Genomic DNA, 13,258 nt, shown 5'->3' on the forward strand with positions numbered 1-13,258 from the left:
CAATCCTCGGTACAGACGGCACTGGGTGACCACCAGTTTAATGAGGCAGGGGTTCGGATGTCACGGATGAGACCCGCGGCGGCGGCTAAAGTTCGCCGTGGCAGCGGTGCCGCTCTGCCGATACAATTCAGAGGGTCCGCAAGTCCGGCCGGGAAGGAGTCCCATGAACCGCGAAAAAGTGATTTACGCTTTCTTTATCGTGCTGGCGCTGACGCTGAACTTCGGCTTCTTCGTCGGTGAACTGCACAACCCTTCACATCACAACATCTTCGAACTGTTTGCCGCGCTGGTGGTAAGCCTGATCACCACGGTTCTCAAATTCGGTGACCGTACCCACCTCGGTGCGCTGATGATGGCCACCAGCCTGGTGGCGGATCTGCAGCTGATCACGGCGTCGCTGATCTGGGGCTATGCCACCCATATCGGCGGAGGCGTCGATGAGGCGGCCGTCGCCAGTATAGTGTCGTTTTCCGGCGGCGCGCTGATGGCCAATTTCGTGTCGGTGATCCTGCTGGTAGTCGAGACCGTCATGGTCCGTCGATGAACAACGTCATCTACCTGATGCTGCGGCGACTGCGGGCGCCGCTCATCACGCTGATTGTGGTCTATGCGCTGTCGGTGCTCGGGCTGGTGCTGATCCCCGGTATCGACGATCAGGGGCAGCCCTGGCGCATGAGCTTCTTTCACGCCTTCTACTTCGTCTCGTTCATGGGCTCGACCATCGGCTTCGGTGAAGTGCCCTATGCCTTTACCGATGCGCAGCGGCTCTGGACCCTGGTGTGCATTTACGCCACGGTGATCACCTGGCTCTATGCCATCGGTTCGCTGCTGGCGCTGTTGCAGGATCCGGCCTTCGGTCGCCTGATGCGGCGTCGCTCCTTCGCCGGCGAGGTCAGCCGCATCACCGAGCCCTTCTTCCTGGTGTGCGGCTACGGCGTCACCGGGAGTCGCGTGGTCCGGCGCCTGGCCGAGCGCGAGATTCGCTCGGTGGTGGTGGATATCGATCAGGAAAAGGTCGATGCGCTGGAGATCGACAGCCTGCGGTTGCGCATACCCAGGCTCTGCGCCGACGCCGCGCTGCCGGACGTGCTGCACGATGCAGGCCTCCGGCACAGCCAGTGCATCGGTGTGCTGGCGCTGACGAATCAGGACCAGGCCAACCTGGCGGTCGCCATCGCCAGCAAGCTGCTGGTGCCCTCGCGCATGGTGATCAGCCGTTCGGAGGGGGATGTCACCACGGCCAACCTCGAGTCCTTCGGCACCGATCTGGTGGTCGACCCTTTCCGCGCCTACGCCCAGTATCTGGTGCTGACGACGCACTCGCCCTACATGCACCTGGTCTACGACTGGCTGCTCAATCCACGGCACCGCAATATGGCGACGGTGCACCGGCGCCGGGAGGGGCGCTGGATCATCTGCGGCTTCGGTCGTTTCGGCAGGGCGCTGTACGGCGAGTTTCTCGATGACGGCGTCGAGCTGACGGTCATCGACGACGACCCCGGGCTGCAGTGCGAAGGTGCGCAGCGGGTTCGCGGCATCGGAACAGAGGCGGTGACCCTGCGCGAAGCCTGCGTCGAGACGGCGGTAGGCATCGTCGCCGGTACCGACAACGACGCCGACAACCTGTCCATCATCATGACCGCGCGGGAGCTCAACCCCAGACTGATTACCGTCGTGCGGCAGAATCTCAGCGCCAACGGTCCGGTATTCGAGAGTTCGAAGGCAGATTTCGTCATGGAGCCGGGACGCATCATTTCCAACCGCATTATGGCGCAGATGAAATCACCGTTGCTGCCGGTCTTCATCGAACGCATGCAGGCCCGGCACGACGATGTCTGGGCGCACGTGTTGCTCAACCGAATGAGCCGGGTGGTGGGAGACCGCGAGCTTGACAGCTGGTCGGTACGGATCTGCGAGGAGCAGACCCCGGCGCTGCTGATGCCGGGTGACGGAACGCCACTGACCCTTCGCACCCTGACCAAGGACCCGCGCGAGCGCGAGCGACAGCTGCCCTGCATCGTGCTGATGCACCGGCGGGGCGAGGCGGTCGATATGTTGCCGGGTGAATTGCTGGAGCTTGAACCGGAGGATGAAATACTGTTCTGCGGGCTGGCCGAGGCCCAACGAGAAATGGAGTGGACGTTGAAGAACGTCAACGTGTTTCAGTATCTGCAGACCGGGCAGGAGCACAGTCATACGGTGCTGTCGCGGTTGCTTCGACGTCGGGAACCACGCTGATGGCGTACCTGCTGCTCGTTTTCACCGTACTGTTCTGGGTCGGCAACTCGGTACTGGCCCGCGCCATTCACCTGGAGTTCCCGCCGGTCACCCTGGCCTTCACGCGCTGGAGTCTTGCGCTTGTGCTGATCCTGCCGTTCCTGATTCCAAGGCTCAGGCGTGACTGGCCGATCATCCGCGCACACTGGAAGATTATCCTGCTGCTCGGCATTCTCGGCGTTGCCTGCTTCAATACGCTGATCTATACCGGCCTGCAAACCACCTTGGCGACCAACGCCACGCTGCTGCACTCGGCCATTCCGGTGGTGATCCTGATCATCAGCCGGGTGTTCCTGAAACAGGCGGTCGGCGCCCGGCAGTGGCTCGGCGTCGGCATTTCCATGACCGGGGTGCTGGTGCTGCTCACCCAGGCCCGGCTCGAGGCCCTGTTGCAGCTGGAGTTCAATCGAGGGGACCTGTGGGTGCTCGCGGGGGTGATCGACTGGGCGCTTTACTCGGTGCTGTTGCGCTACCGTCCGCTTGAGCTTGGCGCCTTTACCTTTTTCGGCATCACCGTCCTGATTGGCGCGACGGCGCTGCTGCTACCGGCATTGATCGAGCTGTACAGCGGACACATGCCTCAGGTAACGTCCCGGACCCTCGGAACCGTGCTTTATATGGCCGTGTTCCCGTCCATATTGTCCTATCTGTGCTGGAACCGCGGAGTTGCGGAACTTGGAGCCCCGGTTGCGGGTCTCTTTATCCACCTGATGCCGTTATTCGGGCTGCTGTTGTCGGTGCTGATCCTGGGAGAGCGCGTGCAGTCTTTCCATTTTGCCGGTATCGCCCTAATATTCGTTGGCATTTACCTGGCCGTGGTGTCCCAGACGCTGCGGTCGATCAAACCTGTGGAGCCTCCATGCAAAAACTGATCATGCTTGTATTCACCGCCTTCCTGAGCTTCGCCTTCGTGGTGCCGGACGCCGATGCCGGCAAGCGCTTCGGCGGTGGCAGCAGCATCGGCAAAAGCTTCTCGACACCGAAGAAGACCTCACCGACCAGCCAGGACAGTGCAAGCGCGACCGGCACCACCGCGCAGAAGTCTGCCGCAGCACCGACTGCCGCGGCCAAGAAGCCCGGAATGGGTGGCCTGCTCGGCGGCCTGTTGGCTGGCGGCCTGCTGGGCGCATTGTTCTTCGGTGGCGCCTTCGAGGGTATCCAGTTCATGGATATCCTGCTGATCGGTCTGCTCGCCTTCATGGCGTTCAAGCTGTTCGGCATGTTCCGTCGTCAGCAACCGGCGCCCGCTTATGCCGGCCAGGGGCAGGGCGCGGCGCAGGCACGCAACCCGTTCGAACCGGCACAGCCGGAACCGATGGCACGCAGCTCCGAGCCGCAGCCGGCCTTCTCTCCGGCAGCCGGCTTTGGTGCGGGCCTTGGCGCCAAGGCGTTCGAAACCCCGTCCTGGTTCAATGCTGAGGCGTTCCTGGAAGGCGCCAAAGGGCACTTCGTCACCCTTCAGAACGCCTGGGACCTGCAGGACTGGGATCAGATCCGCAGCTACGTATCCCCCGAGCTGCTGGTGGAGCTGCAGCGCGAGCGCGCCAGGAACGGCGATCAGCGTACCGAAGTGGTATCGGTGATGGCGGAGCTGGCCAACTTCATCGACCAGGGCAACCAGGTGGTCGCCAGTCTGAACTTCTACGGCTGGCTCAAGGAAGATTCTGACCAGACCACCGAGTTCAACGAAGTCTGGCACCTGACCCGCGATATGAGCGTGCCCGATGCCGACTGGATCATCGTCGGCATCGAACAGCCCTGAGGGCCGCCTGTAGGGCTTTTCCGCAGTAGATCAGCGTTAAGCCCGACAGGCTGCTAGCCCCCTGATTTTAAAAATATTTTGATCAGGGGGTTGTGGAGTGGCGGGGCGGTCTGTACTATAAGCCCCACGTTGATGCGGGGTGGAGCAGCCTGGTAGCTCGTCGGGCTCATAACCCGAAGGTCGTCAGTTCAAATCTGGCCCCCGCTACCAAATTCAAGGAAAAAGCCTGGGATTGAAAAATCTCAGGCTTTTTTCGTTTTTTCGTTTAATAGAATGCGTCGGGCTCGCTCTTCATAACCGCGGGCGAAGGTCGTCAGCTGGAGGCAGACCCGCTCCAATCTGGCCCCCGCTACCAAACGTTGGGTCCAGCGACGAAGTGACGGCAATGGACTGCAAAAATGCCGGCATTGCAGGAGCAAATGCCGGCCGCGTAACCCAACAGTTTTGGCTACCCAAATTTAGCGAAAAAGCTTGGAATCGAAAGGTTCTGAGCTTTTTCCGTTTCCGTGGGAGTCGCGCCTCGCGACGAATGCTGTGGGGGGCCCCGGTGTGGTTCGCGGCGGGGCGCCGCTCCTACGGTTGGGGAATGGCGCTGAGTGGCGGCTGTCGTCAACGTCTCACGCCGCTCGATACTCTGCTTGACAGCCCCGGGCTTCGGCACCAAGGTACCAGTAAAGCACAACAATGGTGCAGGCAGAGGGCCGATGGCAAAAAGGATCGCGGGACCCGCATGGGCGCCCCGGCTGGGCAGCGCGGCAGAGCTGGAAATACCCTGGGACACGCTGGAAATTCTCATCGGCGGGCGTTCCGTCGTCGATCTGGAGCAGCTGCAGGTCGGGGATGAAAACGCCGCGTTGCGGTATTTGCGGGCCTATGGCTTCGATTTATCGGATGAGGATGACCGGCTCTGGCTGGAGAGAATCCATACCCGGGCCATCGCCTTTCTCGACGAGGTGGTGTTGCCCTGGCAGCGGATCGAGGCGGTGCCGAAGGACTACCGTGAAATGCCGCTCGAGGCGCTGCTGGTGGAAGCCTCGCAGCCATCGGACGGGCGCTGGCCGAACTGGTCCTGTGTCCTGTTGAAGGTACTGCATTGCGCGACCCACGCCGAGGTTACCCAGGACGAGGCCGCGCACCGGGCGGCACTGCGCAGCGTACAGGAGCGTTTTCAGCCGTTTCTGTTCGAGTTGCAGGGGCAGCAGTGGATTGGCGACGATCAGTGCAAGATTCCGCTGGTGGATTTCCATATCAAGGAAGAGAAGGCCTTCGAGCGGATCATGACCAAGCTGCTGCACAAGCCCGGCAATCTGGCATTGGAGCTGTTCGACAGGCTGGGTGTGCGCCTGGTAACCCACGATATCTTTTCGGCGGTGCTGCTGATCAAGTTCCTGCGCTCGCGCAGCATCATCATGTTCGCCAACCAGTTGCCCGAGCGCAGCCGCAATTCGCTGGCCGAGCTGCACGAGATCCAGAGCCTCTTCGGCATGGAGCCTCCGCCCTTTCTGCTCGATACCCCCTCCGGCGAAGATATGAAGGTTGCCGACAGCGGCGCGCTCAATCCGTTCAGCGACCGGGCGTTCCGCATGTTCAAGTTTGTCGAGCGTCTGATCGTACGCCCGGAAGACGGCCGCCGCTGCATCTATCCCTATGAGATTCAGGTCCTGGACTGCAATGCCTGGGAGGCGACGCACAGTGGTGACGCCACCCACGATGCCTATGAGGCGCGCCAGCTCAAGCGGGTGCGTCACCGCCTGTTCGGGCACCCTCCCGAGGCTTGAGCCGGCGCGCCGGTGCCGCTATTGTCGGCTCTAATCTGCAATTCAAACGGGGAACGCTGTGAAACTCGATGCGCTGATTCTGGCCGGCGGTGAAAGCCGGCGCATGGGGGGCGGCGAAAAGGGGCTGTTGCCGCTGGCCGGCCGGCCGATGATCTGCCACCTGATCGATCGGCTGCGTGACCGTGTCGAGCGCGTCTGGATCGGTTGTCGCGGCGACCAGGAGGGCTACCGGGGTCTCGCGGACGGAATGGTGGAAGACCAGGGCGAAAGTGCAGGTCCTCTCAGCGGTATTGGTCGTGCGCTCGAGACGCTCGACTGCACGCACCTGCTGGTCATGCCCTGCGATACGCCGCTGGTAAGCGGCGCCAGTCTGGACCGTATGATCGCCCTCGCGAAGGCCCATCCCGATCGGATTCTGGTGGTGCAGGACGGTGAATACCTGCAGACACTGCACCTCATCGTGCCGGTTTCGAGTGCCGCGAGCCTGGTCCGTTATCGACAGAGCGGGCGCCGCGCGGTGCGCGGCTGGCTCGAGGCCTTCGGGTATGTCGAGTGCCGCTGTGACGACCCCGGGGAGTTTCTCAATATCAATACGCCGCAGGCGCTGGTGGAGGTGGAAGCGCGTCTTCTGCGCAAAGAGGCTTAGCGGTTGCCGCCCCTCAGACGGTGCAGAAAAAATTCCAGCTGATGCTCGACGAAATGTTCGAAGTCCCACCCCTCGGGCGAGAGCAGGCGCCGGTACTGCCGTCGCAGCACGTAAGTCCAGACGTCGAGTGTTGCACCGTCGGGCAGCTGTACATGGACGCGACGCCGGTCGTAAAGTTCGCCTTCGTAACCGTCCAGTCGTTGCAGTTCGGCGGGTGTCAGATCCAGGTAGACGCAGCCGTGGGTGATATGGCCTCTTTCGGCCAGGATGGCGGGGAACTGCCGCTCATGGACGCGATAGCAGCCGTAATCCGGCAGTGCTGCGCGTGCGGTGTCGCCGGCGCGGCGTCCGAGCACCAGTTCGATGACGTCGGGCACCATCAGCGTGCCATAGGTGAACAGTTTTTCCATGGAGGCCTCGGACCGTGCCGGAGTGCCTCCAGAGTAGCACAGCGGCGGTTCAGGGGGGCTCATGGGCGCGGGCGACCGCCAGCATGCCCGCCTGGCTGGCCCGGTCCCCGTCGATCCAGCTGGCCTCGATCCCGCAATACTGCAGTGCCTGGTGGTAGGGTGCCTGCAGTCGCTCGGCGCCGATAAGCAGCACCCGGTTCAGGTCCGGTGCTGACTGGCGCATGCAGCGCACCTCCTCACCGATCAGAACGCCGGAGAGGTAGCTCGCGACCTGCTCCGGTGCGAGTTCTGCCTGAAGCATGCGGCTGCGCCCCTCGAACAGCGCGTGCAGCACTCCGCCGGGTGCCTCGACTGCCTCGAGACCCAGGGCAAAGGCTGTCGGGTCAAAGGGGCGGTCATCACGCGCGGGTTCGCCGATCAGGGTATGAAACCTGACCGCCTGGTAGAGTTCGCCGGTCATCAGCGTGGTGAAATCCCGCAGCCGGCCACCCGCGGCGCGTACCCATTTGCTGTGGGTACCCGGAAGGCAAAGGGTCGCATTGCCGGTTGCCATGACGGACAGTGCGCCCAGCGCCTGAAGCTCCTCGCCGCGCATCACGTCCACCTTGCGTTCGGATACGACGCGGGCGCCGGGCAGTATCCAGGTTCGGGGCAGCTCGGGAACCGGCATCAGCGCGCTCGCCAGCGCCGTCGCATCCAGGGGCAGATCCAGCTGTGGGGACTCTCGCCAGCCACGCGACGACCCGACCATGCCGGCAAGGTACAGCGCAGTATCGGCGCCACGCCAGTCGGCGATCTGCCGGTCAAGGTATGACGCGATATCCTCGCTCTGGAGGGGGCGTATGCCGCGGTCGGAAACGCGCCGGTCGAGCTCCGCGCCGCTATCGCGGTCGAGCAGAAAAGCGCGAAAATTGCTGGTGCCCCAGTCGACGAAGATCAGCGGGCCGGTCATGGCGTTGTCCCGGTTTCGAGCCGTTGCCATTCGCTTACCAGCTCGGCTGCGATGCGGCCGACCTCGCAGGCCGGGCGGCCGGGACTGTAGAGATTGCTGCCGAATCCAAAGCCGGTTATGCCGGCGGCATGCCAGTCGGCCATATTGTCGCGGTTGATGCCGCCAACGGCGATTACCGGCAGCCCTGGCGGCAGTATGGAGCGGATGTCGCGCAGATAGCCTGTCCCCAGGCGGGCGGCCGGGAAAAGCTTGAGCGCGCTGGCCCCGGCTTTCGCCGCGGCCAGCGCCTCGGTCGGCGTCATGCAGCCGATCATCGGCGCCAGACCCGCGTTGATCCCGGCGCCGACGATCGCCGGGTCCGTATTGGGCGTGATCAAAAGCTGCGCCTGCAACCGGGCCAGCCGGCTGACCTGCTCGGCGTCGAGAACGGTACCGGCCCCGACCAGCACCTGTTCGGGGCAATGCCGGCGCAGGCGCTCGATGCTGTCCCAGGGCGAGGGCGAGTTGAGCGGCACCTCGATCATGCGAAAGCCCGCCCCGATCAGCGCTTCGGCCACCGGCACCACTTCGTCCGGGGTGATGCCGCGCAGTATGGCAATCAGCGGCAGGTCTCGCAGCGCCTGCTCCAGCTGCGGATGTTGGGTGTCGTTCATGCCAGGCTCCTGTCGTTCCCGGTTACCGCCGTCCCGGCTACCATTCCGCGATGCTGCCGTCTTCGTGGGTCCATACCGGGTTGCGCCAGCGATGTCCGACACGGGCACGCTCTTCGACGTAGGCCTCGTCGATCTCGACGCCAAGCCCGGGCCCGTCGGGGATGGCGATAAAGCCATCCTCGATCGCGAGCGCCGACCTGTTGACCAGGTAGTCGAGCACATCGTTGTCGCGGTTGTAGTGGATGCCCATGCTCTGTTCCTGGATGAAGGCGTTGTGGCAGACCGCGTCGAGCTGCAATGAGGCCGCCAGCGTCAGCGGACCGAGCGGGCAGTGCGGCGCCAGCGCCACGTCGTGCGCCCCGGCAAGGGTGGCAATCTTCAGCCCCTCGCTGATACCGCCGCAGTGGCTCAGGTCCGGCTGTACGATATCGACCATGCCGTCGGCCAGCAGGTCGCGGAACTGAAAGCGCGTATGCAGGCGCTCTCCGGTGGCGATCGGATAGCCGAGAGCGCCGGCGATCTGTCTCAGGCAGGGGAGGTGCTCCGGCAGCACCGGCTCCTCGACGAACATCGGGTGGTAAGGCTGCAACTCGCGCAGCAGCGCCTTGGCCATGGGACGGTGTACCCGGCCGTGGAAGTCGATGGCGATGCCGACGTCCGGGCCCACTGCGGCGCGGGCCTCGGCGACCCGTGCCACCGCCTCGTCGATCTTGCGATGGCTGTCGACGATCGCCATCTCGGCGGTGCCGTTCATCTTGAAGGCGGTAAAGCCCTGATCGACCAGCGCCCGGGCGCCGGCGCCAACATCCTGCGGGCGGTCGCCGCCGGTCCAGGCATAGACGCGCATGCGATCGCGGCAGGTGCCGCCGAGCAGCTGGTGCACAGGTACGCCGAGATCGCGTCCCTTGAGGTCCCAGAGTGCCTGGTCAATCCCGGCGATGGCGCTCATCAGTACCGGACCGCCGCGGTAAAAACCGGCGCGGTAGAGCTTGTTCCACAGGTGTTCTATGCGGTGCGGATCCTCGCCGATCAGGTAGTCGGCAAGCTCCTGCACCGCCGCTTCGACGGTAGCGGCGCGGCCTTCGACCACCGGCTCGCCCCAGCCGTAAACACCGGCGTCGGTTTCGATCTTGAGGAACAGCCAGCGGGGCGGTACCTGCCAGGTTTTCAGTGCGGTTATTTTCATGGATGACCTCAGTCGACGAGCCACATGGCGGTTTGGGGCCATGCCAGCAGCAGCGCCAGGACGCAGAGCTGCAGGGCGATGAAGGGCAGAACCGAAACGAAGATGTCCTTGAGGCTGACTTCCGGCGGCGCCACGCCCTTGAGATAGAAGGCTGCCGGGCCGAATGGCGGCGACAGGAAGGAAACCTGCATATTGACCGCGAACAGGATGCCGAACCAGATCGGGTCGAAGCCCAGCTGGACGACGATCGGGATGAAGATGGGCAGGGCCAGCATGGCGATGCCGATCCAGTCGAGGAACAGGCCCAGCACCAGCAGGATGGCCATCATCACCAGGATGATCGCGATCGGTGCCACATCCAGACCCTGGATCAGGCCGGAGACGAATCGGTTGCCGCCCATCAGGTTGTAAACGCCCACCAGGGCCGCGGCGCCGATACCGATCCAGATGATCATGCCGCAGGTGATCAGCGTCTGGCCGAGGCTCGAATGCAGCACCTTCAGCGAGAACTCGCCGCGCAGCACGATGGCCAGCAGTACGCCGAACACGCCCATCGCCGCCGCTTCGGTGACCGAGGCGATACCGCCGTAAATGGTACCCAGCACCAGAGCCGCGATCAGGCCCGGCACGACGACCGCCTTGAGGGCCTCGCCCTTGCTGGCGAAGCCGCCATCGCTTTCCTCGGGGCGCAGCGGCGGACCCAGTTGCGGGTTGCGCAGGCAGCGTACCAGCACGTAGCCGATGTAGGAGGCCATCAGGATCACGGCCGGCGTGATCGCGGCGGTAAAGAGGTCGGCGATCGATACGCTGGCGATCATGCCGTAGATGATCAGCACGATCGATGGCGGCATCATGGTGCCGAGGGCGCCGCCGGCGCAGACCACACCGATCGACAGGTGCTTGTCGTAACCCAGGCGCAGCATCTGCGGCAGCGCGAGGATACCGAGCAGGACGATCTCGCCGCCGATGATGCCGGACAGCGCGGCGAGGAAGAAGGCGACCACCACGGTCTGCACCGCGACCCCGCCGGGCAGTCGGCCGGCGAACACCCGCATGGCGTTGAACAGGTCCTTGGCGATGCCGGAGCGGTCCAGCAGGGACGCCATCAGTACGAACATCGGCACCGCCACCAGGGAGTATTCGGTGATGAAACCGTACACCCGGCTGGTGACCAGCGGCAGGGCGTTGGGGCCGAACCAGCCGAAGGTGAAGCCCATCGCCACCAGTCCGGTGATGAAGGCCAGCGGCAGGCCGGTGACCAGCAGCGCGAAGATAAGGCCCACCATCAGGACCGTTGCAGTTGCGATATCCATCAGTGTGGATCCTCCCGGTTGCGGGCCGGACGGCAGGACTGGATCAGGTGCAGCAGCGCCTGCAGGGTCATCAGTGCCAGTGCGAACAGAATGAGCCCCTTGGCGAGCGCGGGAATCGGCGGATTCCAGGAGGTGCCGGAACGTTCCAACTGCCAGTCGCCCATCGGGTTGTGGGATGCGCGCCAGAACATGTTGAAGGCGGCGTAGGACATGGCGATGCAGAAACCGAGGGTCACCAGATCGTTGAAGCGGTCGAACCAGATGCGCAGTCCCGGGCCGACGGCGTCGTACAGCACCCGCACGCGAATATGCCGGTTCTTCGCCAGCGTCGCGGGACCGCCGAGGGAGAAACTGGTGGCGACGAGGAATACCACGGTTTCGTGTACCCAGGAGGTCGGCGAGTCGAAAACGTAACGCATGATGACTTCGAACACGCTGATCGCCATGGCCAGGAACACCAGCCAGGCGGCAACGGCACCGCCGCGGGATATCAGGCGGTCCAGGGCGTTTCGCTCGCCCCCGAGCAGGCTCTCGGGTTCGTGGGACGGCGTCGCCGCCGTCTCGTTTGTCTGAGTGGAGAGGGTAGACATGGTGCCTCCGCGCGGGCCGCGTCGCGGCCCGCCGTTCGGGGTGGATTACATCAGGTTGCGGTCGGTCAGGTAGGCGACGACGGAGTCGTAGATCTTCTGGTTGAGCTCGCTTTTTCCGGCCCAGACCTTCCATTCTTCCTTGGCGATATTGCGGAATTTGGCGCGCTCCTCCGGCGCCATGTCGATGATGGTAATGTCACCGTCCGCGCGTGCCTTCTTGGCCGCAACGATATCGCGGGCCTTGAGCTTGGCGACCATCTCGTAGGCCATGTCGTCGGTCGCGGTTTCCAGTATCGCCTGGAGATCCGCCGGCAGGCCGTCCCAGATCTCCTTGTTCAGGGACACCGATACCATCGGCAGCGAGTGGAAACCCGGATAGTTCGGGTACTTGGCGAAGCTGTACAGTCCCTGGTCGTAGTTGGTGGCGAACACCGTGTAATCGGCGGCGTCGATCACGCCTTTCTCCAGCGCCGTGTAGACTTCCGAACCCGGCAGGTTGACCGGAGTGGCGCCGGCCTTCTGGAAAATGTTGTATACCATGCCTTCCGGCGCGCGCAGTTTCAGACCCTTGAGGTCCGCGACGGTACGGATCGGCTTGGTCGAGACGAAGGCTTCGAGGCCGGTCGCCGCCGCGCCGATGAGATGTACGCCGTAGGGCTCGACCAGCTCGTTGTAGATCTCCTCGCCGCCGCTGTACTTCATGTAGTCGAGAAACTCGAGGGGGTCGCCCCAGGCGCCGACCAGGTTGCCGAGCATGCCGAAGGCCGGATCACGGCCGGAGAAATAGCTCGGATCGGTGAGGTGGCCCTGCAGGATACCCGAACTGACCGCGTCCAGCGTCTGGTTTGCCTGCACCACGGCGTTGACCGGCAGGATCTCGATTTCGATGCGGCCGCCCGACATCCTCTTGATGTTGTCGGCCCAGGCCTTCTTGATTTCGAACTGGGGCTCGCCGGTATTTTCGGAGGTCTGGAAGGTCCAGTTATAGTCCGCCGCCTGGGCGCTGCCCAGCAGCAGACCGGCGCCGAGCACGGCGCCCTGAACAGCACGGGAAATTAGGGTTTTCGGGGTCACAGGAGATTCCTTTTTTATTGTCATGACGCACCTTTGGTCATTGAGGTGGGGAAGGACGCAGCGGCTGCCAAAAGCCTAGTTGATGCGCCGGGTCAGGTTGTCTCGAGAGCTTTCAGCACCTGATCGACGATCTGGTCCACCGTCTGCAGAATCGAGACGCGGATGCAGGGTTCGTCGGGTGCGGGCTCTTCGAGGGCTTCAAACTGGCTGGCGACCATGGAGGCCACCATGAAGTGATTCTGTCGCAACGCCATGCGCCGCTCGATTTCGTCACGAGTGCCCTGGAGGTAGACGAAGGTAACCGGGCCGCTGGCGGCGAGCTGTTCGCGGTAGCGGCGTTTCAGCGCCGAGCAGGACAGCACTTTGGACCTGCCGGCGGCGTTGGCGGTCGCCAGCTCCTGTGCCAGTCGCGAGAGCCAGGGAGCGCGGTCGGCATCGGTCAGAGGCGTGCCGGCGGACATGCGCTGCACGTTTTCCAGCGGGTGGAAGCTGTCGCCTTCGATGAAGTCGGCGTTCAGTGCGGTGGCGAGGCGCTCGCCGACGGTACTCTTGCCGCAACCGCATACGCCCATGATGACTAGGTTCATAGTTGTTATTTTAGCGCTAACATTTCTGTT

General features: G+C 63.7%; 14 protein-coding genes and 1 tRNA gene. 7 read left to right on the top strand and 8 right to left on the bottom strand.

Translation table 11 applies throughout. The features are described 5' to 3' along the window. The first annotated feature begins 163 nt into the window (after positions 1-163). The 7 genes from IEX85_RS12455 to IEX85_RS12485 all read left to right on the top strand — a co-directional run bounded on the left by IEX85_RS12455 (position 164) and on the right by IEX85_RS12485 (position 6,463). Positions 164-544, top strand: coding sequence for a DUF6394 family protein (locus IEX85_RS12455; RefSeq protein ID WP_188860938.1), 381 nt, complete (start codon positions 164-166; stop codon positions 542-544). Further along, on the top strand, positions 541-2,238 hold the full coding sequence (locus IEX85_RS12460; protein ID WP_188860939.1) for a potassium channel family protein: 1,698 nt from the start codon (positions 541-543) through the stop codon (positions 2,236-2,238). Before IEX85_RS12455 ends, IEX85_RS12460 begins: the two co-directional genes overlap by 4 nt. Beyond that, complete coding sequence (locus tag IEX85_RS12465; protein ID WP_188860940.1) at positions 2,238-3,149, top strand: DMT family transporter; 912 nt, start codon at positions 2,238-2,240, stop codon at positions 3,147-3,149. The genes IEX85_RS12460 and IEX85_RS12465 overlap by 1 nt, the downstream gene beginning before the upstream one ends. Next, positions 3,137-4,039, top strand: a complete 903-nt coding sequence (locus tag IEX85_RS12470) for a Tim44 domain-containing protein (protein WP_188860941.1) — start codon at positions 3,137-3,139, stop codon at positions 4,037-4,039. Before IEX85_RS12465 ends, IEX85_RS12470 begins: the two co-directional genes overlap by 13 nt. Before the next feature lie 133 nt (positions 4,040-4,172). After that, positions 4,173-4,249: transfer RNA gene (locus tag IEX85_RS12475), tRNA-Met, on the top strand. Positions 4,250-4,743: 494 nt separating this feature from the next. Beyond that, the gene (locus IEX85_RS12480) at positions 4,744-5,817 is read left to right on the top strand and encodes a TIGR04552 family protein (RefSeq protein ID WP_188860942.1); all 1,074 of its coding nucleotides are present in this window, start codon (positions 4,744-4,746) and stop codon (positions 5,815-5,817) included. A 58-nt stretch (positions 5,818-5,875) separates the two neighbouring features. Further along, on the top strand, positions 5,876-6,463 hold the full coding sequence (locus IEX85_RS12485; protein WP_188860943.1) for a molybdenum cofactor guanylyltransferase: 588 nt from the start codon (positions 5,876-5,878) through the stop codon (positions 6,461-6,463). On the opposite strand, the gene IEX85_RS12490 is transcribed toward IEX85_RS12485, so the two are convergent. The 8 genes from IEX85_RS12490 to IEX85_RS12525 form a co-directional block, all read right to left on the bottom strand. Next, entirely contained in the window at positions 6,460-6,873 is a 414-nt protein-coding gene (locus IEX85_RS12490) for a gamma-glutamylcyclotransferase family protein (RefSeq protein WP_188860944.1), read from the bottom strand. The genes IEX85_RS12485 and IEX85_RS12490 overlap by 4 nt on opposite strands. Positions 6,874-6,922: 49 nt before the next feature. After that, entirely contained in the window at positions 6,923-7,855 is a 933-nt protein-coding gene (locus IEX85_RS12495) for a 2-dehydro-3-deoxygalactonokinase (RefSeq protein ID WP_229721903.1), read from the bottom strand. Beyond that, positions 7,822-8,478 carry a 2-dehydro-3-deoxy-6-phosphogalactonate aldolase gene (locus tag IEX85_RS12500; protein ID WP_188860945.1) on the bottom strand — a complete coding sequence of 219 codons (657 nt, stop codon included), beginning with the start codon at positions 8,476-8,478 and terminating at the stop codon, positions 7,822-7,824. Before IEX85_RS12500 ends, IEX85_RS12495 begins: the two co-directional genes overlap by 34 nt. A gap of 37 nt (positions 8,479-8,515) precedes the next feature. After that, a complete protein-coding gene (dgoD, locus tag IEX85_RS12505) occupies positions 8,516-9,664 on the bottom strand; it encodes a galactonate dehydratase (RefSeq protein ID WP_188860946.1) in 1,149 nt (382 codons plus the stop codon). Positions 9,665-9,672: 8 nt separating this feature from the next. Then, positions 9,673-10,977, bottom strand: coding sequence for a TRAP transporter large permease (locus IEX85_RS12510; protein WP_188860947.1), 1,305 nt, complete (start codon positions 10,975-10,977; stop codon positions 9,673-9,675). Next, the gene (locus tag IEX85_RS12515; RefSeq protein WP_188860948.1) at positions 10,977-11,567 is read right to left on the bottom strand and encodes a TRAP transporter small permease subunit; all 591 of its coding nucleotides are present in this window, start codon (positions 11,565-11,567) and stop codon (positions 10,977-10,979) included. Before IEX85_RS12515 ends, IEX85_RS12510 begins: the two co-directional genes overlap by 1 nt. A gap of 45 nt (positions 11,568-11,612) precedes the next feature. Continuing rightward, on the bottom strand, positions 11,613-12,641 hold the full coding sequence (locus IEX85_RS12520) for a TRAP transporter substrate-binding protein (protein WP_229721904.1): 1,029 nt from the start codon (positions 12,639-12,641) through the stop codon (positions 11,613-11,615). A 92-nt stretch (positions 12,642-12,733) separates the two neighbouring features. Beyond that, the gene (locus IEX85_RS12525) at positions 12,734-13,228 is read right to left on the bottom strand and encodes a gluconokinase (RefSeq protein WP_188860950.1); all 495 of its coding nucleotides are present in this window, start codon (positions 13,226-13,228) and stop codon (positions 12,734-12,736) included. Between the last annotated feature and the right edge of the window lie 30 nt (positions 13,229-13,258).

The organism is Marinobacterium nitratireducens (genome assembly GCF_014645375.1).
Taxonomy (GTDB): Bacteria; Pseudomonadota; Gammaproteobacteria; order Pseudomonadales; family Balneatricaceae; genus Marinobacterium_A; species Marinobacterium_A nitratireducens.

Excerpts from the sequence above, each read along its gene's own strand:
- IEX85_RS12480 (WP_188860942.1), top strand. The coding sequence starts at position 4,744 with ATGGCAAAAAGGATCGCGGGACCCGCATGGGCGCCCCGGCTGGGCAGC.
- IEX85_RS12465 (WP_188860940.1), top strand. The coding sequence starts at position 2,238 with ATGGCGTACCTGCTGCTCGTTTTCACCGTACTGTTCTGGGTCGGCAAC.
- IEX85_RS12495 (WP_229721903.1), bottom strand. The coding sequence starts at position 7,855 with ATGGCAACGGCTCGAAACCGGGACAACGCCATGACCGGCCCGCTGATC.
- IEX85_RS12525 (WP_188860950.1), bottom strand. The coding sequence starts at position 13,228 with ATGAACCTAGTCATCATGGGCGTATGCGGTTGCGGCAAGAGTACCGTC.
- IEX85_RS12490 (WP_188860944.1), bottom strand. The coding sequence starts at position 6,873 with ATGGAAAAACTGTTCACCTATGGCACGCTGATGGTGCCCGACGTCATC.
- IEX85_RS12510 (WP_188860947.1), bottom strand. The coding sequence starts at position 10,977 with ATGGATATCGCAACTGCAACGGTCCTGATGGTGGGCCTTATCTTCGCG.
- IEX85_RS12455 (WP_188860938.1), top strand. The coding sequence starts at position 164 with ATGAACCGCGAAAAAGTGATTTACGCTTTCTTTATCGTGCTGGCGCTG.
- IEX85_RS12515 (WP_188860948.1), bottom strand. The coding sequence starts at position 11,567 with ATGTCTACCCTCTCCACTCAGACAAACGAGACGGCGGCGACGCCGTCC.
- IEX85_RS12470 (WP_188860941.1), top strand. The coding sequence starts at position 3,137 with ATGCAAAAACTGATCATGCTTGTATTCACCGCCTTCCTGAGCTTCGCC.
- IEX85_RS12460 (WP_188860939.1), top strand. The coding sequence starts at position 541 with ATGAACAACGTCATCTACCTGATGCTGCGGCGACTGCGGGCGCCGCTC.
- IEX85_RS12500 (WP_188860945.1), bottom strand. The coding sequence starts at position 8,478 with ATGAACGACACCCAACATCCGCAGCTGGAGCAGGCGCTGCGAGACCTG.
- dgoD (WP_188860946.1), bottom strand. The coding sequence starts at position 9,664 with ATGAAAATAACCGCACTGAAAACCTGGCAGGTACCGCCCCGCTGGCTG.